Raw genomic sequence first — 20,840 nt, forward strand, 5'->3', positions numbered from 1 at the left:
ATTAATTAAAAATAATAACCAAAAATGAACTTAAACTGTATTGTTGTTGATGATGAGCCCTTAGCGCTTGATATTTTACAGGATTATATTTCAAAAGTACCTTTTTTAACCATGGTTAAAAGGTGCGAAAATCCTATTGAAGCCTTGCAGATTGTACAGGGCGGAGGGATTGATCTTGTGTTTTTAGATATTCAGATGCCTGAGCTAACCGGAATCCAGTTTTTAAAAATTGCGGGTAATAAATGCCACTATATATTAACTACCGCTTACCCAGAGTATGCTTTAGAGAGCTACGACCTAAATGTTTCGGATTACCTATTAAAGCCAATTGCGTTCGACCGTTTTTATAAAGCGGTAGAAAAAGTTCACAATCAGGTAAAGCCGGTTGAAGCTCCTGCAAGTGTAGCACAGCCCATCGTTACACCTGCGCCATTTTCTGGCTCTCCAAATCCGGTTCAGGATTATATTTTCGTGAAAACGGAGCATAAGATTCAAAAAATCTATTTGCACGATATTTTATTCATCGAAGGTTTAAAAGATTACATTTCGATATTTACGAAAGATGAGCGCGTAATTACGCTACAGAGCATGAAGAAGATGGAAGAAGCTTTACCCCAAGGTCAGTTTATCAGGGTGCATAAATCTTATATTGTGGCTGTTGATAAAATTGAAAGCATAGAACGTAGCCGCATTACCATCAATCAAAAAATTATCCCGGTTGGAGATACTTACCGCGATGAATTTTTTAGGGTGATTGGAAATAAGAACATCTAACAGGGTGATGTAAGAAGGGAATTGTAAAATGAATAATGTGCGCCTGACATCAATCGATTAACCAAATAAAGCAATTAAACTGACTGGGAAGCGGGCTGTGCCATGGGTTGGCCCAAAGCCTTTCTGATTTCATTTTCTACTTCCAATGTAATATCGTTCGGCGGTTTTACTCCGGGTTCTATAGGTTTTAAAACTGTCCATTTTAAGGCATTTCCTGTGGATAATGGAAACTTGCCAAAACGAACAATTTTCCACGAATTTTCTATAGCCACCGGAACGATCAACGCATTCGGTACTACTTTTAATATCGTGGCAATACCTCCATACTGGAATGTTTTCAATTGGCCATCTTTTGCCCGTGTTCCCTCCGGAAAAATAACAGTGCTCCAATTATTCTCTTTCATTCTACGGCCAAGTTTTATAATTTCTGAAATGGCCTGCTTGTTGTCTTTCCGGTTAATGTTTGCTCCACCGCCCAGGCGCAGGTTAATAGATATGGATGGAATACCTTTGGTAAGCTCAATTTTAGAGATAAATTTTGCACTATGTTTCCTTAAGAACCAAATTAACGAAGGGATATCGTACATGCTTTGGTGGTTTGCAGCAAAAATAATCGGTCTATCCGTTGGCAGATCGTATTCGTTTTTAAAACTGATTGAATTGAAAAGGAAAATCTGGCAATAGGTTAGAAAAAAATTAAGGATGTCCACAGAAACCTTATGTGCTTTATAACCAAAAAGCTTAAAGCAAAGCCATTGTATAGGATGGAAGATACAAAGGGTTAATCCAAAAAAAATATAAAAAATAGGGCTTAAAATATATCCTAAAAGCTTACTCATCTGGTTGATTTAATAGATTGCAAAGATAATAATAAATTATTCTGGTTAATTACCTCGAATACAATTGGGCTGTGCAGCACATTGCAAATGGTTTAAAGCTATGAGCATATTTTTGTCATCTAAAACGGTCGTCTTTCCCGCGCATGCGGGAATCTTAAAGCGTATAGCATTACGATTCCCGCATGCGCGGGAAAGACGATGTCTCGAGAGGTATCATCTGCTTAAAATTTCTCTGTCAATTATATTGATTTTTATGAAATAAATCATCCCTGGAAATGACAGAGCCTAGGTTAATGTTATGATGGAATCTTAATATACGATTCTATAATTCGCCCGTCAGCATCATTAGTTTGGCTTTTAAAATTGCGGCTACGCTAATCGAATCCGTAATTTCTCCATTCATAACCATTTGATAGGCTTCAATAAAAGGCAATTTTTTAATCACAAGTTCCTCTGTTTCTTCGGGCATGGCGATGCCCTGGATGAGGCCAGTAGCAATGTAGATAATGCTTAACTCGTCGCTTACGGAGTTGGAAAGATGCATTCTTTGTATCTCTTTCCAGTTTCTGGCACTCATTCCTGTTTCTTCCAGTAGTTCTCTCCTTGCGCTTTCTAATGGCGCTTCGTGAAATGGTCCACCACCTTCAGGAATTTCCCAGCTATAGGCATTAATCGCATATCGGTATTGGCCAACCAACCAGGTATTGTAATCTTCATCTAAGGGGAGGATTCCGATAGCGCGATTTTTAAAATGAACAGTGCCATAAATCCCTTGCCCACCAGACGGATTAATGACCTGATGTTCGGTTAAACGAATCCAGTTGTTATCGTATTTTACTTCGCTCTCTAGCGTTTTCCAAGGGTTGATCTCTTCCATGCTGCAAGATAAGGAATATGATTATATCTTACTGGGGTTTTACAGGTTGAGGTGGGGGAGGGATTTTATTTACAGTAATTTTAGTGAAACGGTAATTTAGGCTAAAAGTGAAGTTTTGCGTGTTATTGGTCGAATAATTTTCCAGTCTGAAATTCTGACCTTCATTGTAAAAGGTATTGGTCCTGTTTCCTAAAATATCATTTATAGTTATGCGAAGATTTAACCGGTTACCAAAAAGACTTTCCGGGCCGAGAAATTAGAAGACATAGAACCTTTGTTCCGGCCTTGTGCATTGGTATTGTTGGCATAATTTAAATTCGATTCGAAAGCTGTTTTAAGTGGTAATTGCATAGACAAACCAATTGCGCCTCTAAAACTCAAACCATCCCGGTTTAGCGAACTATTTAATTGTGATTTATAATTGCTTTGGATTACGCTAAAATTTCCATTGGCCGATATCTTATTGGTAGGTCTATAATTCCCGATTAAGATAAGTGATAGCGAATTATTAGTGCCCACGTTATCGTAAGTGCTCTCAGATCTCGCTGTATTGGAGCCTGGAATTAAGGTAACTGTGCGATAGCGCTCTATAACGCCCTGACTGGTTGAATAAGAAAGCCGTGGATTAAATGACCATTTCTGGCCAAATGCCCCAAAATTAATATCGAACTGATGTGTATAAGCCGGCGATAGATTGGGATTTCCATACGAGATATTAAGCGTATCTACATTGTTTACCTGGGGGTTCAGCGTATTTTCTCTTGGCCGGTTCACACGGATACTATAAGTGGCACCAATATTATACCTTTTGCGGTAAAACCTGTTTAAAGATAGGTTAGGGAAAATGCTTAAATAAGGTTTTACATTATAATTCTGACCAGTAGATAAATCGAAAGCTACATCGGTAAGTTCTGCCCTAACTCCTGTTTTAATGCCCCAGCCAACCTTGCGGTAGTTATAAGATGCGTATGCAGCAGCTATGTTTTCATTGTATAAAAACTGGTTAGATAATTTGTTATTACGCACAAACCGTTGCGTTGCAAAATTAAAATTCTCGATTAACAAGTCATTATCGTTCTTTCTATAGTTAAAAGCCAACCCAGCTTCAATGCGGTCGCGTTTATTGAATATTGGTTTTTCGTAATCTAAAGTTACGTTTAGCCCCCTATTTCCGGTGTCGTTATTGTTTTGCTGTAAAGTTGGGGCCGATGTGCTGGGTTGGGCGTAAGTAGTGCTATAATCCCTAAAATCGATACTCTTATTGGTGTTGAAATTTAAACCTAAAGATATTTTACCTCCACTGGTATCCGTCTGAAGATCGTAATCTGCATTAAAAACAAAGTTATTACTGTTGCCATTACCCGTATTATGCTGATTGCGGAGGCGGTTTTCTATCCGTTCGTTGCTTAAATAATGAAGATCGGTTGTGGAATTTGAATTCGAATTGTTGAGGTTGTAATTGGTTGATAACCGTAAACTTTGTTGCGGATTAATGGTCCAATCTAAGCCCATTCTAAAATTCCCACCGTTGTTATGGTTGCGATAAGCCCCATATTGGTCATAATAGAAAGTTGTATCAGGAAAAAAGTTTTCGCGGAAATTGTGGCTATCACCTTTGCCAACATTATAACGGTAGGCTGCACTTCCATTTAAAGCATAAGATTTTCCGCGGTAAGAAGCATTTGCATTGGTATTGCCGTTACCTTGCAAGCCGTTCGAAATGCCTACATTACCGTTGAAGCCAACCTTAAAGCCTTTTTTCATCACAATATTGATAATGCCTTCACCATCGCCACTATATTTAGATGGTGGATTGGTAAGAACTTCTATCTTATCAATGGCATCAGAAGGAAGCACATTGAGTAGATCGGTGATGTTAGAGGTCATATAGTCGGATGGTTTCCCATCAATGAAAACCCTGGTATTTCTTTTTCCGGCAATGGTAGCATTGCCATCAATATCAACCTGCACCATGGGTACATTTTTTAATACATCTGTTGCAGTACTGCCTTCGGCCAATAGTGTAGAGCCCACATTGTAAGTTATGCCATCGGCACCAAATTCGATAGGTGGTTTTTGAACAGTAATGGTTACTTCCTGTAAAGAATTCTGATCCGAAGTTAGTTTTAATGCACCAAGGTTTTTATCGAAATCTTTTTCTGTGATGGCTATTCCATTTACTTTTAGCGGAGCATAACCAACAAAACTTACCCTGATACTATAATTCCCTGTTTTCAGATTTTTTATGCTAAAGTGTCCATCTTCATCAGTAGCAGATGTAATTATAGGCTGCTCAGATCCATCGATATAAACAGATATTACGGCAGATGGTATCGATAAGCCACCAACTTCTTCAACCACTTTTCCGCTGATTACGCCTTTTTCTGCGGCAAACGCAGTAATAGTGCTGAGTAAAATCAACAGGGTAAAGCAAAGCTTAGGTAAAAGTTTTCCCAATATCTGATTAATTAAAAAAAAGGTGTTTAGAAAATTTTTTCTAAACACCTTGGTTATTAAAATGATCCCTCATCAGGACGGTTATCCTGCTGGTCGTCTTTCTTCTTTTTGGTGCCGGTAAACGTTGTTTTTCCAAAGCGGTAAGAGAAGGTTAAATTTCCCATTGTTCCTTGAAACTGGCGCTCAAAATCAACAATTGTCGCCTTATCTTCGGTTGTCATGCTCCACCTTCTGGTGTTAAATACATCCCGAACATTGAAACTTAAGGATGCTTTTTTGTTCGGGAAGTCGTATTTGGCTCCACCGTCAACACCGTACATGGCGTTGCGTTTTCCCTGTGCCATCACTTCTGGTGCCCTGTAGTCGCCACGTACCTGTAGCGATAAATTTTTAACTACCGTTAAATTTCCGGTCAGGTTGGCGTTCCAGCTAAAGCCACTGCTTGATGGGATATCAAATCTTGCATCTCCGGCAAACTTAGCTTGATATAAGTTTACATTGGTCGTAAAATTTAAAGCTTTAATCAAATCGAAGCGACCGATTAATTCTACCCCGCTGTTAATCTGGTGTGATAAGTTTTGAGGGGTTGAAGTGATAATCCCATTAACAGGTGTACTTCTTACCCGTTGAATAACATCATTGGTTTGGCGAAAATACAAACTCGATGTTAAGGTTACTTTTTTCCAGTATTTACTGTATCCCAATTCGAACGAGTGTACATCCTCTGGTAATAAATTCGGGTTACCACCTCTATAGTTAAATGGTTCAGAAACGTCTAAAAATGGGTTGGTATCCCAAGGACGGGGGCGGTTTACGCGGCGTGTATAACTCAGTTGAAGCTGGTTGTCGCCTTTAAATTTCTGGGTTAAGAAAACACTTGGGTATAACCTTTTGTAATGGATATTTCCTTCTGCGGTAGTTAATACATTGCCTGTATAACCTTCTAAATGGGTGTCTAAACGTGCATCTTCACCCCTTAAGCCTAGTTGATAGCCAAAGTCTTTAATCTGATTCTGATAATTCAGATATAATGCATGAACCTGATCTTTACTATGAAAGTCGTTAATCAGTCTATTGTCTCTGGTAAAAACATCACTTCCGGGAAGTCTAACTTGAGCAAACTGATCGTTATCACCTAAACGAATCTGACTGCGGTAACCTACTTCAATTTTTCCGGCCCTTCCAACAGGCAGCGCATAATCAGTTTGGATATTGTAATTAGTGTTATTCCCGGTATTATTAATAAGCTGCAAACTATCTACATTTACCGTAGAGCCATTCGCATAAGTAGTTGTGGTAAGATAAGTCTGATCATTATTATTATCTCCTGTTGAATAGCCAAAGTTAAAAGTTAATTCTTCTTTAGGTTTTTTAAACTTCTGGGTATAATCTAAATTTAGATCATAGCTCTTTCCGTTCCCGTTATTGGTGTTATTTCTATTGCTGAGATTAACCGGATTCGAACCTGCATTTAATTGCCTCACATCGATATATTCATTTCGGTCGTTTTCTCTTGAATTAAAACCACCAGATAAGCTGACCACGCTTTTTGGCGTAATGTAGTAATCTATACCTGCTTTTGCATTATGGCCTTTATCTAAAGACTCTGAGTTGGTATGCTGATCAAGAAATGAAATCGAGCTTGTTGGTGTTTTGTAGGTAATGTCTTGAAAACCACCTCCAACGCGATTTCCGTAACGATAGCCATAGTTTCCATAAATATTTACCTTGCTGTTCTGAAAGCTTAAGTTGGTATTGGCATTATAGTTATTGCGGTTACCTGCAGTTAGTGCAACTGAACCGTTAAAACCCAGTTTTGTATTTTTCTTAAGTACAATGTTAATGATGCCTGATTGGCCTTCTGCATCGTATTTTGCCGATGGATTGGTAATAACCTCAACACTTTCGATAGAGCTGGCTGGGATTGATTGAAGGATCTGTGCCACATTACCGCCAGCGATTAAAGATGGCTTTCCATCAATTAGTACTTTAACACCTGTTGAGCCACGTAAACTCACATTGCCATCCATATCAGTAGAAACTGATGGTACATTCTGTAATAAATCGCCTGCCGAGCCACCTTCACTGATTACACTCTGATCTACAGCAAAAATTTTTTTGTCGATACCCATTTGCATGCCCTGTTTTTGGCCCGTTACGGTAATTTCACTCAGCACATTGCCTTTTGCCGGGTTCATTTTAATTTCACCAAAATTTAAGGTGCCTGTGGCAGTAGTAATGGCTATATTATCCCTAACCATGGTTTGGTAACCCACAAAACTTATTTTAAAGGTAAAGGTTCCCGTAGGGATATCGTTCATTACAAAAGCACCGTTTACATCGGTTTGTACAATTTTTGCATTTTTGGCCGTAGCCTTATCAATTAAAATGGCTGTAGCAAATGGAATGGTTTCTTGTGTTTTTGCATCTTTAAGTATTCCGGTAATTTTTGCTTTTCCGCTTGTTTGTGCGAAAAGACTAAATGATAAGCTTAAAAGTAAAAGGGTAATCTGTATTGTTCTCGATTGTAAAAGTCTCATTAAAAAATAAAATTTCGTGTGTTTTTGTAAAGGGAGACAAAGTAACGGCAACTAAGTTTAATTAATGAGCCGTAACTATTTTATTACAGCCATTTTATAGTAATATTTTTGTGGGTTAGCGTTCGGTTTGCGGTTGGCAATTGGCAGTTTTCAGTTTCTTGGAAAACAATGATGGAATATTACCGTTGAACGATCTTCAAAATGTTACTTTTGTTCATCATATTGAGCATAGAATAACAGATGAAAAAAATATTAATTGTTGATGATTTGCACCCTGCATTTAAAGATCAGGCCATTGCTATGGGTTACCAGGTTGATGATGAACCGCAGATTACCCGTCAACAAACATTAGATAAAATAAAGGATTATACCGGCATTGCTGTGCGGACGAAATTTAGAATCGATGCTGAGCTCTTTGCTGCTGCGCCGAATTTAAAATTTGTGGCCAGGGCAGGGGCTGGTTTAGATAATATTGATGATAAAATCGCCTTCGAAAGAAATATAGAACTGATTAATGCACCTGAAGGCAATTGTGATGCCGTTGGCGAACATGCTACGGGTTTGCTTCTATCACTAATGAACAATTTCCGCAGGGCCGATATGGAGATCAGAAATGGCGTATGGGATAGAGAAGGAAACCGAGGTTACGAATTGAAAGGCAAAAAGGTGGGAATTATTGGGTACGGCTTTATGGGACAGAGTTTTGCTAAGAAACTGGCGGGTTTCGAGGTAGATGTAATGGCTTACGATAAGTATAAAACGGGTTTTTCTGATGCTTTTGCCCGGGAGGTAAGTATGGAAGAGATTGTGAAACACAGTGATGTACTGAGCCTGCATATTCCCTTAACAGCCGAAACCAGACAAATGGTTGATGACGAGTATTTCTTTCATTTTAAAAAACCTATTTTCTTTATCAATACCGCGAGGGGCGAAATTGTTAATACGCCAGCAGTGTTGAGTGCAATTAAAACTGGAAAAATTTTAGGAGCTGGATTGGATGTACTGCAAGTGGAAAAATTCCCCGCATTGGGCGAGCAGGTTTGGTACGATGAACTTAAAAACAACGATAAGGTGATCTTAACCCCGCATGTAGGCGGTTGGACATTCGATTCTTACCGTAAAATTTCGGAGGTTTTGGCTGAGAAGTTAAGTGGGCTTAGTTTTTAATTTAAAGGAGGCTGTATCATAAATATAGAATTGTCATCCTGAGCCTGTCGAAGGACCTGTTTAAATTCCTCGATAAGCGTTTCGACAAGCTCAACGTGACAAGTTCGAATGATATCACAACTTATGATGCAGGCTCCCGGCGCTAAAATTAATATTTTATGACGCATACAGCTATTCAATCCAAAGATTATATTAAAAACATCGATTTCGAATATGTTGAAACATACTCTTTTCAACAGCAGGCCTACTATTCGGATGCCACTAGAAATACTGTGGCAATATCTTGGTATGATAACCGCATAACTGATCTGAATGGTAACCTTGATAGCTCTTCGGAAAAGATTAGTTCCTTCCGGCGTAATAGTCAGGATATGATTAAATTAAATCACATTTTAGAAACCGAGGTTGCAAACTTACCTTCTTGGATGTGTCTACCTATTTACAGGGATGCAATCATATTTTATAATAAGACCGGAGAAATTGTTTCTGCGCTTAATGTATGTTTCGAATGCTCATACATGGAGGATGATAAAGGGATTAATATTAATGCAGACGAATCTACATACGGCTTGCTAAAGTCCTTCTTAATCTCAAAAGGGCATAAAATTAGGGCATAATTTTTTCTAAAATATTTCTTGTGTTAAAATTGTTTCTTGAGATTGAGATATTTAAACATTCTTAGTCAAAAGGCTTGAAAAGTAGATTAATCTTGATAATATTTTCTTAAATTGGCTATACAATCTAACCAATTTTATCATGCCGAAAGATCATTTATATTCAACTACAGTTACTTGGACGGGCAATAAAGGCTCTGGTACAATGGATTACCGTTCGTACGATCGCGATTATTTAATTTCAGTAAAAGGTAAAGCCGATATTTCGGGATCGTCTGATTCTGCTTTTCTGGGCGATAAATCTAAGTACAACCCCGAAGACCTATTATTGGCTTCTATATCCAGTTGCCATATGCTCTGGTATTTACATTTATGCTCTAAAAATGAAATTGTAGTAATTGATTATAAGGATGAGGCTGTAGGTACCATGGAAGAATTGGCTGATGGAAGTGGCCGTTTTAGAGAAGTTACCCTGCATCCGCAGGTTTTAATTGCTGATAAAGCACATTACGAACTTGCAGCTTCGCTGCATCATGAAGCAAATAAAATGTGTTTTATTGCCAATTCATTAAATTTTCCGGTAAAACACGAACCTACTTGTAAAGCAGAAAACGGTTAACAGTTTTCAGTCTACAATTTTCAATTGGCAGTTAACCACAAGCTGTTAACTGCCAATTGAGAACGGGATTATTTGCTTTCCCAAACATTATCTTTCGGCGTAGCATCTACATAGATACCGTTATCTAAACCAATCGATTTTACTTTTTTAGTAGTGTTAAGCACTATGTTTACCTCTTTTTGATTCGTTTTCCAAACCACAGGTGTTTTGTGGATGGTGTCCGCTGTTCCATCGGTATAAGTAACCACCACATTAAATGGAATGGCAAAACCACCTACATTTTTAATGGTTACCGTCGATTTTCCTTTTGCTGGTGTAACCTTGGTAATGGTTAAATCAAGATAGTTGTTGGTGAAAAACCAGTTCTGGAAAAACCAGTTTAAATTTTGTCCAGATCCTGCATTCATCGAGTTAAAATAATCCCATGGAATAGGGTGTTTACCATTCCAGTTGCCCATATAGGTATGCAATGCTTTTTTAAACAGCTCATCACCAAGCATATCTTTTAAGGCCAGATAAGATAATGAAGCCTTACCATAGGAGTTATTCCCATAACCCGAACCCGAAACCTGGTCGGACATGGAAATTACCGGCTGGTCTTCTTCAGTAGATTTATCGTTGATATATTTATTTACCCTGAAGTTTTTATAAAATTTATCTGCCGCCTCTTTGCCATGTTCTGCAATGCCGATTAAATATTCGAATGTTGTGGCCCATCCTTCATCCATATAGGCGTAACGCGTTTCGTTAATGCCCATATAAAAAGGAAAGTAAGTATGTGCCACTTCATGGTCTTGAACCAGTTGTGCAAATACAGGATCGCCAAATTGCGAATCGTTAACCATCATCGGATACTCCATATCGGCAAAACCTTGAAAAGCGATGGTTTTTGTATAGGGATAGGGGATGCCTGGCCAATTGTTCGAAAACCAATCTAAAGCATTAAGATTGTATTTAACCGAGTTGATAAAATCTGTTCCGGTAGTAGGGTTGTAGGCAGCCTGGGCACTTGCACGGCGATTGGTCTTCTTATCTACAATTACACTTGCACCATCCCAAACGTAGTGGTTGCTCATGGCAAAAGTAACATCGGTAATGTGCTTTACTGCAAATTTCCAGGTATTCCAGTCTTTTTGTTGTGTTACTTTACCATCTTTCATTTCCTGCTCGGTAGCAATGTGGATTACTTCATCACCATTATATGATTTTTTTAAACGCGCAGAAATTTCAGGTTGTAATACTTCATCAGGGTTCAGGAAATCGCCGGTTGCATAAACCACATAGTTTTTAGGGGCTTTAATCGCGAATTCATAATCATTGAAGTCGTTGTAAAATTCAGCTCTATCAGTGTGTGGAATGCGGTCCCAACCGTTATAATCATCGTATACCGATATGCGCGGATAACTATAAGCTACAAAAAATGAGTTTGGATCAATCTGTCCCTCGCGACCACTTTCTTTTGATAATGGGTAGTTCCACTCAATTTTAACCGTAATTTTCGATTTTGGCAACAATGGTTTATTCAGCTTAACGTTTCCTACTGTTCCCCAATCTTTACTATCAACTTTATAAGTTACGCCATCAACAGAAAAGGAGGTAATGTTTAAACCCGTACTTAAAAAGTCTTCACTTACTGCACCGCTTCTAGGGGAAGTTGGTTTGTGTAAGTTGTTTACAAAACGGATTGCAAGGGTTTTTAAGGTATCGGAACTGTTGTTGCTGTATAAAATTTCTTCATTACCGCTAACCACTTTGGTTTCGGCATCTACCTTAATATCCATGTTGTATTTACCATGGTTTTGCCAATAATTTGAACCAGGTTTTCCATTCATAGCACGTGTACCCTTGGCATATGCTGCTTTAATATTCCGGGGCATATAAAGCTCCTGTGCCGAGGCCATATATCCGCCCAAACCGATTATCAGGGCAATAGAGAATAACTTTTTCATTTTTACGAATAATTTAAGCTAAAAATAGGACTAATGATTGAATTTTGAGTGAAGGAAAGCTGAATTTTGAAGTGTTTTATGACTAATTGCTGTGTTTTTGGTGGATCTCGCATATTCCCAGGTATGATTTGATTTGGAATAGATAATTGATCAAATGAAGAAGAGCAAGCTAAAAAAATACTGCATAAAGTTAAAAATGCTGTAAATCTTAATCTTTTATTTGCTTTTGTAATTTCCACATTTTATCTTCGTTATTATTGAAGCAAGACTATGTAGCAAACCAACTATATAGTCTTGTTTGTTTTTTATAGCGTTTGAATAAATTAATAGAGCAATGACAGAGGTAACATACTACACCCAAGAGGGGTTGGATAAATTGAAAGAGGAAGTACATTATCTAACCACCACCGGTCGTCAGCTTATATCTAAAGCAATTGCAGAAGCAAGGGATAAAGGTGATTTATCGGAGAATGCAGAATACGATGCCGCAAAAGAGGCACAGGGATTGCATGAAGCAAAAATTTCAAAATTGAAGAATACGTTGGCAAATGCACGTTTAATTGATGAGTCGAAATTGGATTTATCTAAAGTGCTGGCATTATCTATCGTAAAAATAAAAAATGTTAAAAACGGTGCTACGATGACCTATCAGTTGGTAGCAGAAAGTGAAGCTGATTTAAAAACCGGAAAAATTTCGGTTAAATCGCCGATTGCACAGGGTTTATTGGGTAAATCGGTAGGCGAATTTGCAGAAATTGAAGTACCTGCAGGTAAAATGCAGTTCGAAGTACTCGAAATTTCGAGATAAATGAATAGCGTTTGGCGATAGGCATTTTAATAATCGCTCACCGCCAAACGCTTTACCCTAAATCCTATACCTCAAATGACTGTTTTTTCAAAAATCGTTGCAGGCGAAATCCCTGCACATGTTGTAGCCGAAACTGTAGAATATTTAGCTTTTCTGGATGTTCAGCCTTTAACAGCAGGTCATGTTTTGGTAATTCCTAAAATCGAAACCGACTATATCTTCGATATGGACGAAGATTTATATGTTGGCCTGTGGATGTTTGCTAAAATTGTGGCGAAAGGTGTAAAAATAGCTTTCCCTTGCAAAAAAGTAGGTGTTTCGGTTATTGGATTGGAAGTTCCACATGCACATATCCATTTAATACCGATGAATAATGTAAGCGATATGAACTTTAGCAAAGAAAAATTAAAGCCAACAAACGAAGAGTTGGCCGAGGCTGCCGAAAAAATTAGGCAAGCTTTACTAGAAGTATAAAAAAGGCCGGCTGTGAAAACATCAGCCGACCATTCTACCCGCCTAACCCAAATATTTTTATGGCGCCGGAGCAACTGTAGCATTCAGCTGTAATACAGGCCAAGTTAAACCTGGACCTTTTCCAATTACTATGCCCAGATTATCGCCTCTTTTTACATCTGATATCCAATAGTACAGTGGCCATCCTTTATAAGTTAATTGTTTTTTGCCTATTGTGGCCACAGTAATTACGCCAACGTCAGCTTTTGCAACAGCCGAGGGCACGCTTAGTACTTCAGATTCATAAACTGGCCAAATGCCCTCTTGTGTAGCGCTCTTTGTATAAGTATTTACGCCGTTTTTATCTGGTGCAAAAGCGTATAAGGTGCGGCCTTTGCTATCAGTTAGGTAAATGGTGTTGCCAGTACCTACGGCATAAGTGCTGGTATAATTGGTATTGTTTCCAAACAACTGTGCATTTGCTAACATTAATGAATAATCGGGCTTCGCTACAAACCATATTCCACCAACCCCGTCACCTTTAATTTGTCCGGCGGCAGCATCACCTGCATAATAATAAAGCGGATAACCCCGGTAAGTGCTTTGCTTACGGCCATCAGTTCTCGTCACCTCACCAACTTCAGCTTTGTTCAGGTTTAAATCTGTACTGGCATCGGCAGAATAATAAAGCGGCCAGGTTGTTTCGCAGCCACCAACGCAGGTTGGCACACCTGCGGCATCAGATGCAAAAAAGTATAAGGTTTTACCATCTTTATCTGTTAATACCGATCCGAATTTAGCGTCGGTTGCCAATTGGATTCCTTTATTGTTGTTAACAGGTGGAGTTGTAGGTTCGTCTGAACTGTTTTTCTTGCAGGCTGTAATTACCATGGCTATACTCAATATAGCCAATAGGTTTTTTTTTAAGTAGATTAGCATAAGATTTTTGTATTTAGTTTTAAATTAATAAATTGTTATGCCGCTATTACGCCACCAAGTTGTAAATGGTTGCTTGCAGAAATGAGATTTTTAACCGAGATGGGCAAAATAAATTAGTTGTCAAAAAAAAGATTTTGTTAGGCAACCTTTCGTAATTTCTTACCGTAATATATTTTGAAAGGAGAGTTTGTGACCGCTAACCGCGACAGAGAAGATATTGTTATACAAAAGTATATTCAGGGCTGCATTAGAAATGAAAGAGATAGTCAAAAAGCACTATACCAACATTTCTATAGCTTTGCTATGGGTATTTGTTTGCGTTATGCAAACGATCGGTTGGATGCTGCGGGAATACTGAACGATGGCTTTTTTAAAGCTTTTAAGAATATTAATAAATATGAGCCTACCAAAGCTTTTTTGCCCTGGCTTGGACGTATAATAACCAATACAGCTATCGACTATTATCGTGCTAATCTAAAATTTGCTGATCACGTAGATATCTTGGATCATGAAAATATTGCGCAGGTAAGCTCTGTGTATGATAAATTAGCTTACCACGATTTATTGGCATTGGTGCAAAGGTTGAGCGCGGGCTACCGTACCGTTTTTAATCTATTTGCTATTGATGGATATACGCATGAAGAAATTGCCGAAATGCTCGGTATATCGGTTGGTACATCAAAATCGAACCTGTTTAAGGCAAGGCAAAAGCTACAGGAAATGTTAAAAGCTACAGAGTCGAAAACTTACCAGGTAAGGAATTCGGGTGTAGACAGGAACCTTTTAGAGGTAAGGTTAAACACAAATATGCAATGAAAGAGGGAAAAGATATAGATAAATTATTTAAGGATGGATTGGAAAATCCTGATCTTCCTTTTAATGATTTAGATTGGGATAATCTGGAGGAGAGATTGCATCCAACGCCAAAAAGGAGGATAGTGCCGCTAATTTGGTTAACTGCTGTGGCTGGGATAGCCGCAATGTTACTGGTGGTGTTTTTATTGGCTAAACCATCAAATAACGAAAACGAAGTGAAGGCTGTGATCAAAAAAGATCAAAGAAAGCAAAACGGTAATAAGCCAGAAAATAATACAGATAACTTAACCGAAATACCTACTAAACCAAACGATTCAACAGGAAACGGGGATTTAAGCCCATTGGCTTTAAATGCAAAAGCTACGGCTGATACAAATAAACAAGAGCACGCAATTGGGCATGGTAATAAAACCATTCAAAAAGTAGCTGGCACAACCGATGTTAATGCCAATATATTGGCCAATGTGCGCTACAAACCTGAGTTAAACTCAAAAACAGATCTTGTAGCATTTAAAGATCAAGATTTAACAACCACTATTGCGGTAGGAAAGCCTGAACAAATTAAAGCATTGGTTTTGAGGAAAAAATCGCGCGTTGTACTGAGTATTTTGGCTGCGCCTGATTTAACAAGTGTACAAAAATCAGGTAAAAGCAGTTTAAGTGGCGGTTTTGGTGTAGAAGCTACTCTTTTTTTAACAAAGAAATTAAGTGTTACTACTGGGGCAGTTTATGCTAAGAAAATTTACGATTCAGATTTTAGCCAATACAAGCCCAACAGCAATTACGTTTTTAAGGTAAACCCCGCAAATATTCATGCCAATTGCGATGTAATCGATATTCCGATCAATGTGAACTATAAGGTTTTTGACGGTCGTAGAAATGCTATTTCCATAAGTACAGGCCTATCCAGTTATTTAATGTTAAAAGAGAAATACAGCTATTCTTATAATGGCGTTTATCAAGGTCCTCAAAGCTATGAAGTCAGAAACCAGAACCAGCATTATTTAGGTATAGCCAATGTTGGTGTAGAGTTTCAGCACAAAATAAATAATAATTTAAGTATCAGCGCTAAACCTTTTATGAAAATTCCATTAACCGATATAGGTTATGGAAACTCTAGGCTGTCATCAACAGGTGTGGCCGTTTCGGTAAATATGAATTTATTTGGCAAAAAGAATTAGTTAAGATTAAAATAATACGTCTTGAATTTCTGGTGTTTTATCGAAAACACTTTTTGCAAACGGACAAAGGGGGAGGATTTTTATCTTGTTTTCTCTGGCATAATTTACAGTGGCCATCACTAATTTTTTTCCTACACCTTTGCCGGCAAAATCTTGATTTACTTCAGTATGATCAATAATGAATTTACCAGGGCCAGCCCAAACATATGCCAAAACGCCTGCTTGTAAGCCATTATCTAGGGCTTCGAACTGTCCTTTCTTTTCACCGTTAATCTGTTGTATTTCCATTATGGCTTATTTCTTAATATAAGGATTTTGATCTGGCAATGGCACAAAATCGGTTTCCCCGGGAACGGGTTTAAAACTTTGTTCCAACCACTTAATTTTAGCTTTTTCAATTAATGCTCTATCTGATGCAACAAAGTTCCAGTAAATGAAACGCTCTTCAGGAAAGGGTTCGCCGCCAAAAATGTAAACGGTGGTGTTTTCGTGCATGGTAAATTCGCAGAGTTTGGCATCGTTAGCAATTAAAATATGGCGGGGTTCGAAAATATGCCCATCACTCTCAATAGCTCCTTCTAAAATATACAACGCACTTTCTCCGAAGAGAGAACTGCCGATATTTACCTTTTGGCGATCGGTACTTTTTAACTCTAAAAAATACAGCGGACTATAAACAGGTACCGGCGATTTAAGGCCAAAAGCTTCTCCTGCAATTAATTTAAAATTAACACCATTCTGGGTCCAGTTTGGAATGTCTGCCTCTTCTACATGGCAAAACTCAGGTTCCATTTGTTCCAAATCTTTAGGTAAAGCCACCCAGATCTGTAGGCCATGGAGTATTTTATCGGTATGGCGAAGGTATTCAGGAGTTCTTTCTGAATGTACAATGCCACTGCCCGAGGTCATCCAGTTTACCTGCCCCGGTTTAATTACAATATCCGAGCCTAAACTATCTTTATGCGTAATCTCACCCTCGAACAAAAAAGTAAGGGTAGATAAACCGATATGTGGATGGGGTGGAACATCGAGGTTTTCATGATCACTCATTGCAGCGGGCCCCATATGGTCGATAAAAGAAAAAGGGCCAACCATTCGTTTCTCTCTGAAAGGCAGCAACCGGCCAACCATAAAATTACCAATATTTGCTGGTCTTTCTTCGATAATAAGTTTAATGTTCGACATGGGATAATCAATTTTAATGAGGTGAATTTAAGGAAAATTATCGTCAATGGCAGATTGTTTAGTAATATCTGGTGCCATGAAAAAAAGGCTTAGTTTGTTTTGGAAAGCAATAACAGAGGCTTTTAGGTTGTTGTAGTCCCGCTCCCGCTTCTGCCAATTTGAAGAAAATCGGCATCTCGCTTTGATCGGGTTTAGGTGGCAACGGCATTGCTACTGTCAGAAGTGAAATAAACCCGACCGACAGCGTTATCCTGATTTTTTCTATCAGGATTAAGCAAAGGGCGGGACTGGCGCAACCGAAGAACCATAGGCATTGCTTTTCAAATTATCAAGAAAATTTCCGTGCCCTCTGTGCTTCCGTGGCAGAAAAATTTCTAAATTCATTATGTTAACAGCTGACGGTGCAGGTAGATCTCTCCATTTCACTGCGTTTCATCCGATAGCTATCGGATCGAGATGACGATGCCTCCTTATCAAAAAAGCATCCCTTTCGAGATGCCTTTCTAAACTTAAAAAGAAAAATGAGGGAAATTATACCAATTGCATTAAAGCTTCTTTGCTAAAGCCTTTTAATTCTTCTGTACGGTTATTTTTAATTTTCTCTACCCAGTTCGGGTCTGCTAAAAGCGGACGGCCAACTGCTACTAAATCGAAGTCGCCGCGGTCCATTCTGCGTACCAGTTCATCTAGCGAGCTAGGTTGTGAACTCTGGCCTGCGAAAGCACCAAAGAAATCGCCATCCAAACCAACAGAACCCACTGAGATTGTAGCTTTTCCGGTTACTTTTTTGGCCCAACCTGCAAAATTTAAATCAGAACCTTCAAATTCAGGCTCCCAGAAACGGCGTTGCGAACAATGAAAAATATCAATTCCGGCTTCGGCCAATGGCGTTAACCACTGTTCCATTTCCTGCTCGTTTTTAGCTAATTTGAAATCGTAAGCAGCAGGTTTAAATTGTGATAAGCGGATAATTAAGGCGAAATCTTCTCCAACCCTTTTACGCACTTCTTTAATTACTTCAACGGCGAAACGGGTACGCTCTGCCAGCGTTTTACCGCCATAAATATCTGTACGGTTATTGGTAGCATCCCAGAAAAACTGATCAATCAGGTATTGATGTGCACCATGTATTTCAACAGTGTCGAAACCCAGGGCTTTAGCGTCTGCGGCAGCTTGGCCAAAAGCAGCTATGGTATCAGCAATGGCGGCATCTGTCATTGGTACTCCGTTTTCAAACCCCGGACTGTTAAAAGATGAGGGGCCTTCAAATGGTGCACTGGGTAACCAACCAGAAGCATGATTTGCATGAATACCCTGGTGCCAGATTTGCGGTCCCATTTGTCCGCCAGCCTGGTGTACGCTTTTAATTACGTTCTCCCAGCCTGCCAGAGCTTCTGCACCGTAAAAATGCGGAATGTTGGGATCTGCAGAAGAAGACGGACGATTAATTACCGTTCCTTCTGATAAAATTAAACCCACTTCTCCAGCTGCTCTTCTTGCGTAATACGCTGCAACCTCGGCCGTTGGTACACCACCAGGAGAAAAGGAACGCGTCATAGGCGCCATTACTATTCTATTTTTGACATTTAATGTTTTAAGGCTAAAAGGCCTGAATAAACTATCTGTGTTCATATGTTTCTAAATTATAATTCGGTATTGATGATTTCGCTTAATTTTTCTAAGCCTTCTTTATTGCGTTTGTAATAAGTCCATTGGCCCAGGCGTGTGGAACTGATTAAATCAGCACGCTGTAAAATAGACAGGTATTCGGAAATAGTACTTTGTGATAAGCCACTTTTAAGTTGAATCTGTCCAACGCAAACACCTACATTTTCAAAATCGGGATTTGGCTGTTCCGGAAAATGTAGCTCAGGCGCTTTTAACCAACCTAAAATCTGCAAACGTGTTTTGTTTGAAAGGGCTTTGAATATTTCTACTTGATCCATAGCACAAATGTATATCGACTTTTCCCGATATACCAATTAAAAAAATAAAGTTTACAATTGGATGTAAAACTGGGGGATGGTAAAATGAATTGGGTTACGTGCTGAAAGATTATTTGTTGCATACTATAAACTGATTTTAGAGAACGGTCGTCATTCCCGCGTAGGCGGGAATCTTAATGCAACGTACAAACCCTCCCGCGGTATTACGATTATCTTCGATGAGCACTTCGTGGTTCCCAATCAAGTTGGGAATGGCATATCGCTGTGATTGGTCGCTTGATTTTTTGATAAAAACCTCTTAGAATAAGAATTGGAGATCAGTGTTTTCTCTATTCCTGTGGCTAGTAATTAGGAAAAAAGATAAACGGTAAAATAGTCGAAAAAACAGCTAAAAAAGAACGGGGATAAATCATACCGACCTATCCCCGTCATCTAAATTAACGCTCTCATATATATAAACAACCAAAAAGGTGATTTATTATATTTGATGTAAAATATTTTTTTATTTTTTTTCTGCCGACTTTTTTGCCGCTGCTTTTGCTTTCTTTTCAGCTACTGGAGTCTCTTCGATTGCTTTCGCTGTTTTTTTTGCAGGCGCCTTAACTTTTTTAACTTCTACAGCCGGTTCTTCAATTGCTTCAGCTTTCTTTGTAGCAGGTGCTTTTGTTTTTTTAACCTCAGCAGGCACTTTTTCTGCTACAGCTTCTTTCTTCTTGGCTGGAGCCTTCGCTTTTTTAACTTCGGTAACTGGTGCTTCAACCACAGGTTCTTCTTTAACCTCTACTGCTTTCGGAGCATGGTCTTGCTGTAGATAGTTTGCCAGGATCTGTCGTAAATATACCTCTGGTTTCGGCATATTGATGATGGTTCCAGGTTCTTTATCCTGAGATTGTTTAATATAAGCCGATTTAATTTTGCCCCAATCTTTAGAGTAAAGTCTGATAAACATCTCTACAAATTGTTCATCTGTATATTTTTTAGGCAACCTACCCAGCACTGCCTGAATTTTTTCTTCTTTTTTATGTAATACCGCCATCGATTTTATTTTGTACAAAGATAGCCGAATTTTATCATTATCAGTTTTTTGCTGTTTTAGGCAAAATGGATAGTGTGAGAGATTGAATTTGGCGCTTAAAGAGAAGCTGTTATTTCTGCGGCAACCGATTCGGTTCTTCTATTTTTAACCAGCCGTTCGCGGTGTTTTAATCCCCAATCCCTTAGTTCATCAATTACCCTTTCAAGCGATTCGCTGTAGGGGGTAAGCTCGTAAGTTATGGTAACCGGAGTGGTAGAAAAAACCTTGCGCACTACAAATTCATTTAATTCCAGATCCTTAAGCTCTTTCGATAATATTTTGGGCGTAATTTCTCCAAGCGATTTTTGGATCTCATTAAAGCGCTGTGGCCCTTCTTGCAGGGAAAGAATCAAGGGGAGCTTCCACTTGCCATTTAACACATAGAGTGCGTCTTTTACCGCATTTAAACTTGCGGTACAGGTTTCTTTATTACGGTCTTCTTTTCTTGGTCCCATAATACAAAGGTATAAGCTTTCGTAAAGGATACTACTATCTTTTTGGATACTAGTATCTTTTGGATAGTAAAACTACCTGAGTTTGACCGTCGTACAACAAATGGTTACTTTTTTTATCCTTTCTGCATTTTTTATAGGCTTTTTTA

At 38.7% G+C, this 20,840-nt stretch carries 20 protein-coding genes; 8 read left to right on the forward strand and 12 right to left on the reverse strand.

Annotation, left to right across the window (positions count from 1 at the left end):
• The first annotated feature begins 24 nt into the window (after positions 1–24).
• Positions 25–774, forward strand: a complete 750-nt coding sequence (locus H9N25_RS22080) for a LytR/AlgR family response regulator transcription factor (protein WP_169502595.1) — start codon at positions 25–27, stop codon at positions 772–774.
• A gap of 74 nt (positions 775–848) precedes the next feature.
• On the opposite strand, the gene H9N25_RS22085 is transcribed toward H9N25_RS22080, so the two are convergent.
• The 4 genes from H9N25_RS22085 to H9N25_RS22100 form a co-directional block, all read right to left on the reverse strand.
• Positions 849–1,613: a lysophospholipid acyltransferase family protein gene (locus H9N25_RS22085; RefSeq protein ID WP_167296228.1), complete on the reverse strand. Its 765-nt coding sequence runs from the start codon at positions 1,611–1,613 to the stop codon at positions 849–851.
• Between the two features lie 322 nt (positions 1,614–1,935).
• Positions 1,936–2,490, reverse strand: a complete 555-nt coding sequence (locus H9N25_RS22090) for an NUDIX domain-containing protein (RefSeq protein ID WP_167296229.1) — start codon at positions 2,488–2,490, stop codon at positions 1,936–1,938.
• A gap of 219 nt (positions 2,491–2,709) precedes the next feature.
• Entirely contained in the window at positions 2,710–4,947 is a 2,238-nt protein-coding gene (locus tag H9N25_RS22095; protein ID WP_223833480.1) for an outer membrane beta-barrel protein, read from the reverse strand.
• 56 nt (positions 4,948–5,003) lie between these two features.
• Positions 5,004–7,487: a TonB-dependent receptor domain-containing protein gene (locus tag H9N25_RS22100; protein WP_190327255.1), complete on the reverse strand. Its 2,484-nt coding sequence runs from the start codon at positions 7,485–7,487 to the stop codon at positions 5,004–5,006.
• Between the two features lie 240 nt (positions 7,488–7,727).
• Here H9N25_RS22100 and H9N25_RS22105 point away from each other — a divergent pair, with 240 nt between their 5' ends.
• The 3 genes from H9N25_RS22105 to H9N25_RS22115 all read left to right on the forward strand — a co-directional run bounded on the left by H9N25_RS22105 (position 7,728) and on the right by H9N25_RS22115 (position 9,887).
• Positions 7,728–8,654: a 2-hydroxyacid dehydrogenase gene (locus H9N25_RS22105; protein WP_190327256.1), complete on the forward strand. Its 927-nt coding sequence runs from the start codon at positions 7,728–7,730 to the stop codon at positions 8,652–8,654.
• Between the two features lie 158 nt (positions 8,655–8,812).
• On the forward strand, positions 8,813–9,271 hold the full coding sequence (locus H9N25_RS22110; RefSeq protein WP_190327257.1) for a hypothetical protein: 459 nt from the start codon (positions 8,813–8,815) through the stop codon (positions 9,269–9,271).
• A 139-nt stretch (positions 9,272–9,410) separates the two neighbouring features.
• Entirely contained in the window at positions 9,411–9,887 is a 477-nt protein-coding gene (locus H9N25_RS22115) for an OsmC family protein (protein ID WP_190327258.1), read from the forward strand.
• Positions 9,888–9,955: 68 nt separating this feature from the next.
• Here the strand turns inward: H9N25_RS22115 and H9N25_RS22120 are convergent, their stop codons facing one another.
• On the reverse strand, positions 9,956–11,836 hold the full coding sequence (locus H9N25_RS22120; RefSeq protein ID WP_190327259.1) for a M1 family metallopeptidase: 1,881 nt from the start codon (positions 11,834–11,836) through the stop codon (positions 9,956–9,958).
• Positions 11,837–12,170: 334 nt separating this feature from the next.
• Between H9N25_RS22120 and greA the strand changes: the two genes are divergently transcribed.
• Both greA and H9N25_RS22130 read left to right on the forward strand, forming a co-directional pair.
• Positions 12,171–12,644, forward strand: a complete 474-nt coding sequence (gene greA / locus H9N25_RS22125) for a transcription elongation factor GreA (protein WP_047798983.1) — start codon at positions 12,171–12,173, stop codon at positions 12,642–12,644.
• Positions 12,645–12,719: 75 nt separating this feature from the next.
• Positions 12,720–13,118, forward strand: a complete 399-nt coding sequence (locus H9N25_RS22130; protein ID WP_169502587.1) for an HIT family protein — start codon at positions 12,720–12,722, stop codon at positions 13,116–13,118.
• Positions 13,119–13,175: 57 nt separating this feature from the next.
• Here H9N25_RS22130 and H9N25_RS22135 read toward each other — a convergent pair whose 3' ends face one another.
• Positions 13,176–14,036 (reverse strand): hypothetical protein, encoded by an 861-nt coding sequence (locus H9N25_RS22135; protein WP_190327260.1) that lies wholly within the window; start codon positions 14,034–14,036, stop codon positions 13,176–13,178.
• A 174-nt stretch (positions 14,037–14,210) separates the two neighbouring features.
• Here H9N25_RS22135 and H9N25_RS22140 point away from each other — a divergent pair, with 174 nt between their 5' ends.
• Positions 14,211–14,852 carry an RNA polymerase sigma factor gene (locus H9N25_RS22140; protein ID WP_223833481.1) on the forward strand — a complete coding sequence of 214 codons (642 nt, stop codon included), beginning with the start codon at positions 14,211–14,213 and terminating at the stop codon, positions 14,850–14,852.
• A complete protein-coding gene (locus tag H9N25_RS22145; RefSeq protein ID WP_190327261.1) occupies positions 14,849–16,033 on the forward strand; it encodes a porin family protein in 1,185 nt (394 codons plus the stop codon). Before H9N25_RS22140 ends, H9N25_RS22145 begins: the two co-directional genes overlap by 4 nt.
• Before the next feature lie 6 nt (positions 16,034–16,039).
• Here the strand turns inward: H9N25_RS22145 and H9N25_RS22150 are convergent, their stop codons facing one another.
• From H9N25_RS22150 to H9N25_RS22175, 6 genes are all read right to left on the reverse strand, one after another.
• A complete protein-coding gene (locus tag H9N25_RS22150; RefSeq protein WP_167296240.1) occupies positions 16,040–16,321 on the reverse strand; it encodes a GNAT family N-acetyltransferase in 282 nt (93 codons plus the stop codon).
• A 6-nt stretch (positions 16,322–16,327) separates the two neighbouring features.
• Positions 16,328–17,218 carry a pirin family protein gene (locus H9N25_RS22155; RefSeq protein ID WP_190327262.1) on the reverse strand — a complete coding sequence of 297 codons (891 nt, stop codon included), beginning with the start codon at positions 17,216–17,218 and terminating at the stop codon, positions 16,328–16,330.
• Between the two features lie 531 nt (positions 17,219–17,749).
• Positions 17,750–18,850 carry an NADH:flavin oxidoreductase gene (locus H9N25_RS22160; RefSeq protein WP_167296242.1) on the reverse strand — a complete coding sequence of 367 codons (1,101 nt, stop codon included), beginning with the start codon at positions 18,848–18,850 and terminating at the stop codon, positions 17,750–17,752.
• A gap of 11 nt (positions 18,851–18,861) precedes the next feature.
• Positions 18,862–19,164 carry an ArsR/SmtB family transcription factor gene (locus H9N25_RS22165; RefSeq protein ID WP_190327263.1) on the reverse strand — a complete coding sequence of 101 codons (303 nt, stop codon included), beginning with the start codon at positions 19,162–19,164 and terminating at the stop codon, positions 18,862–18,864.
• A 502-nt stretch (positions 19,165–19,666) separates the two neighbouring features.
• Positions 19,667–20,200 (reverse strand): hypothetical protein, encoded by a 534-nt coding sequence (locus H9N25_RS22170; protein WP_190327264.1) that lies wholly within the window; start codon positions 20,198–20,200, stop codon positions 19,667–19,669.
• Positions 20,201–20,295: 95 nt separating this feature from the next.
• Positions 20,296–20,694, reverse strand: a complete 399-nt coding sequence (locus tag H9N25_RS22175; RefSeq protein WP_190327265.1) for a winged helix-turn-helix transcriptional regulator — start codon at positions 20,692–20,694, stop codon at positions 20,296–20,298.
• Between the last annotated feature and the right edge of the window lie 146 nt (positions 20,695–20,840).

The sequence above is a fragment of the Pedobacter riviphilus genome (genome assembly GCF_014692875.1).
Classification (GTDB): Bacteria; Bacteroidota; Bacteroidia; order Sphingobacteriales; family Sphingobacteriaceae; genus Pedobacter; species Pedobacter riviphilus.

Excerpts from the sequence above, each read along its gene's own strand:
- H9N25_RS22160 (WP_167296242.1), bottom strand. The coding sequence starts at position 18,850 with ATGAACACAGATAGTTTATTCAGGCCTTTTAGCCTTAAAACATTAAAT.
- H9N25_RS22080 (WP_169502595.1), top strand. The coding sequence starts at position 25 with ATGAACTTAAACTGTATTGTTGTTGATGATGAGCCCTTAGCGCTTGAT.
- H9N25_RS22165 (WP_190327263.1), bottom strand. The coding sequence starts at position 19,164 with ATGGATCAAGTAGAAATATTCAAAGCCCTTTCAAACAAAACACGTTTG.
- H9N25_RS22110 (WP_190327257.1), top strand. The coding sequence starts at position 8,813 with ATGACGCATACAGCTATTCAATCCAAAGATTATATTAAAAACATCGAT.
- greA (WP_047798983.1), top strand. The coding sequence starts at position 12,171 with ATGACAGAGGTAACATACTACACCCAAGAGGGGTTGGATAAATTGAAA.
- H9N25_RS22100 (WP_190327255.1), bottom strand. The coding sequence starts at position 7,487 with ATGAGACTTTTACAATCGAGAACAATACAGATTACCCTTTTACTTTTA.
- H9N25_RS22150 (WP_167296240.1), bottom strand. The coding sequence starts at position 16,321 with ATGGAAATACAACAGATTAACGGTGAAAAGAAAGGACAGTTCGAAGCC.
- H9N25_RS22115 (WP_190327258.1), top strand. The coding sequence starts at position 9,411 with ATGCCGAAAGATCATTTATATTCAACTACAGTTACTTGGACGGGCAAT.
- H9N25_RS22130 (WP_169502587.1), top strand. The coding sequence starts at position 12,720 with ATGACTGTTTTTTCAAAAATCGTTGCAGGCGAAATCCCTGCACATGTT.
- H9N25_RS22175 (WP_190327265.1), bottom strand. The coding sequence starts at position 20,694 with ATGGGACCAAGAAAAGAAGACCGTAATAAAGAAACCTGTACCGCAAGT.
- H9N25_RS22170 (WP_190327264.1), bottom strand. The coding sequence starts at position 20,200 with ATGGCGGTATTACATAAAAAAGAAGAAAAAATTCAGGCAGTGCTGGGT.
- H9N25_RS22120 (WP_190327259.1), bottom strand. The coding sequence starts at position 11,836 with ATGAAAAAGTTATTCTCTATTGCCCTGATAATCGGTTTGGGCGGATAT.
- H9N25_RS22105 (WP_190327256.1), top strand. The coding sequence starts at position 7,728 with ATGAAAAAAATATTAATTGTTGATGATTTGCACCCTGCATTTAAAGAT.
- H9N25_RS22155 (WP_190327262.1), bottom strand. The coding sequence starts at position 17,218 with ATGTCGAACATTAAACTTATTATCGAAGAAAGACCAGCAAATATTGGT.
- H9N25_RS22135 (WP_190327260.1), bottom strand. The coding sequence starts at position 14,036 with ATGCTAATCTACTTAAAAAAAAACCTATTGGCTATATTGAGTATAGCC.
- H9N25_RS22085 (WP_167296228.1), bottom strand. The coding sequence starts at position 1,613 with ATGAGTAAGCTTTTAGGATATATTTTAAGCCCTATTTTTTATATTTTT.
- H9N25_RS22090 (WP_167296229.1), bottom strand. The coding sequence starts at position 2,490 with ATGGAAGAGATCAACCCTTGGAAAACGCTAGAGAGCGAAGTAAAATAC.
- H9N25_RS22145 (WP_190327261.1), top strand. The coding sequence starts at position 14,849 with ATGAAAGAGGGAAAAGATATAGATAAATTATTTAAGGATGGATTGGAA.